Consider the following 2399-nt stretch of genomic DNA (forward strand, 5'->3'; position numbering starts at 1 on the left):
CCTGGCCAAACAGCCTTACATGCTCGGAAGTGAGTACACGCTGGTGGACATGGCCGTATGGGGGTGGGCGCGCGCGGTACCTTTCATCCTAGGTAATGACGCTTGGGTAAAACTTCCAAACGTGAAACGGCTCCTTGATGACATCAATGCTCGACCGGCAGCACAGCGAACCGAAGAGCTGAAGACCCAGCACAGTTACAAGACCGAGATGGATGCTGACGCGCGTAAGGCAATGTTCCCTCAGATTACTCAGTAGACGCGCCAGATCATGATCGACTGGCATTGCTGGACTGCCGCCTAAGGGGTAGAGATTTAATGTTCTTTTAGGCATCCGGGCTTCCGCACGCCATTGCTCCAGTGAGCATTGGTATAAAAATGGAGCAATTTGCTCGGTTCAAGACTGCGGGCCCCTAAAAGGGGCCCGCACCGTTCGGCCTCTACCTATTCACAGTGCTTTATCCGTTGTGGCACGAACTAGGGTATCAAGCTCATCTCGCGTAGTTTGTCGAACACATCGAAGAATGCTTGATCGCTCGCTTGGTAGGCGGTGAAGCCCATTGCACGGCTTTTCGACATATCAGTGACGACTTCGATTGGTCGACCAAGGTCTGCATCGGTATGCCATGGGGATATCAGGCGACCAATATCGGCTTGTTTCAAGCCGTACTCCGCGACTATCTGCGTCCACATGGCTTGGTCGTCAGCCATTTGCTTCTCAAGAGGTGAGAGTGAGGCGGGATAATCGGCAGCAGGCAAGTCGAAGTATTCGGCAATTCGGCTCCACATCCATTTCCAGCGAAACACATCACCATTAGTGACATTGAATGCCTGGTTGGCCGCAGCCGGCGTGGTGGCCGCCCACAGTTGTTGTTTCGCCAATTGCCGTGCATCCGTCATATCGGTGAGGCTGTCCCACTGCACTCTTGATCCCGGAAATACAAAAGCGCGATTGGTTTGTTTGCAAATCGAGGCGTAGACGGCGAGGGTGGTTGCCATATTCATTGCGTTGCCTACGGCAACCCCGGTGACGGTATGCGGGCGATGAACGCTCCATGTGAAGCCGTCCTTTTCAGCAGCGGCGAAAATTTCGTCCTCTTGGGCGTAATAGAAATTCTCTACATTCAGACGACCCTGCTCTTCGCGGAACGGTGTTTGCGGAAGGCTGCCTTTACCATAGGCTTCGAAAGGGCCGAGGTAGTGTTTCAGGCCAGTAACCAGTGCTACGTGCTCAACGCTCTTGGCTGGCCGAATGGCGGCAAGCACGTTGCGTACCATGGCGGCATTAACGCGAATGTTTTCGGCCTCCGTGGCTTGCCGTGACCATGTGGTGATGAACACATGAGTGGGTTTCAAATCCGCCAGCGCATGTTCCAGCGAAGCAGGATCCTGAAGGTCTGCCGCGACGGGGATCACGCCTTGCAATTGTGACGGATGCCTCGATAGCGCGGCGACCTGCCAATTGTTGTCGATGAGTAATTGAGTAATGGCGCTGCCGACGATGCCGCTGGCGCCGACGACCAAAGCTGTTTGGCTCATAAGGTTCTCCTGGATTTAGATCTGGGAGTCCACCTAGGCAACAGAGGTTCAACCTAAACCGGATCCGTACAATATCTCGCCCAAGCGGGGCTTTTGGGCCTACAGTCTTGAGTGTCGCTCACTGCAAGGAATACAAATGAACGTGTTGCCTTCAACGTCTCCGCCAAAGCACGTCAGCCTGCTGGGTTATGGCGGTCTGTTGCCGTTTATTTTTCTGGCGCTGCTGATCCCGTTCTCACTCGACTATCGGCCGTTGTTTGCGATTGCGCTTGTTAACTATGGCGCAGTCATCCTGAGCTTCGTCGGCGCCTTACACTGGGGCTTCGCCATGACCGTGCGAGACATGAGCGCCGAGGAGGGCAGAGACCGGTTTATCTGGAGTGTCATTCCGGCGCTTATTGCTTGGATTGCCACGTTATTGCCAATGCCATTGGGTTGCTTGCTATTGGTCATCGGCTTAGTTGTCCACCTCTGGCAGGACAAGCAGGTATTGCGGGTTATGAGCTTGCCCGCTTGGTACCAGCCAATGCGATTACGGCTTACCTTCGTGGCAAGCGTCTGCTTGCTGCTTGCCGCGCTTGTTGAGGTGCTTCATTTATGAAGCCTCGCGTGCCCGGCGCGTTGCCCGTGCTTGGTAGCTGCTTATCGCGGTTGATGCGCTTTGGCAGTTTGGCCTAGAGCGTCGCGGGCGGCATGCTAGCCGAAGGCGCTGAGCATTGGGTTCAGGGCAAACGTCCGGAGCTCATAGAACTGCTGTTGACGTCGGGTAATGTGCATTGGGTGATCGAGCAACCACAGAATGGTGAAAATGAACACTAACAGTGAAGTAGTTCCATCATAACACATCATTTAACATAATATAC

Annotated in this window: 3 protein-coding genes; 2 read left to right on the plus strand and 1 reads right to left on the minus strand. The window is 54.2% G+C overall.

What is annotated here, in order from left to right:
* Positions 1-256 (plus strand): glutathione binding-like protein (locus tag ACI77D_RS29215; protein WP_407018088.1); only part of this gene is annotated, 256 nt, incomplete at its 5' end.
* 218 nt (positions 257-474) lie between these two features.
* Here the strand turns inward: ACI77D_RS29215 and ACI77D_RS29220 are convergent.
* A complete protein-coding gene (locus tag ACI77D_RS29220) occupies positions 475-1536 on the minus strand; it encodes an SDR family oxidoreductase (protein WP_407018089.1) in 1062 nt (353 codons plus the stop codon).
* Positions 1537-1672: 136 nt separating this feature from the next.
* Here ACI77D_RS29220 and ACI77D_RS29225 point away from each other — a divergent pair, with 136 nt between their 5' ends.
* Complete coding sequence (locus tag ACI77D_RS29225; protein ID WP_221294720.1) at positions 1673-2137, plus strand: DUF3429 domain-containing protein; 465 nt, start codon at positions 1673-1675, stop codon at positions 2135-2137.
* The last annotated feature ends 262 nt before the right edge of the window (positions 2138-2399 follow it).

The sequence above is a fragment of the Pseudomonas sp. O39 genome (assembly GCF_045447295.1).
Taxonomy (GTDB): Bacteria; Pseudomonadota; Gammaproteobacteria; order Pseudomonadales; family Pseudomonadaceae; genus Aquipseudomonas; species Aquipseudomonas antarctica_A.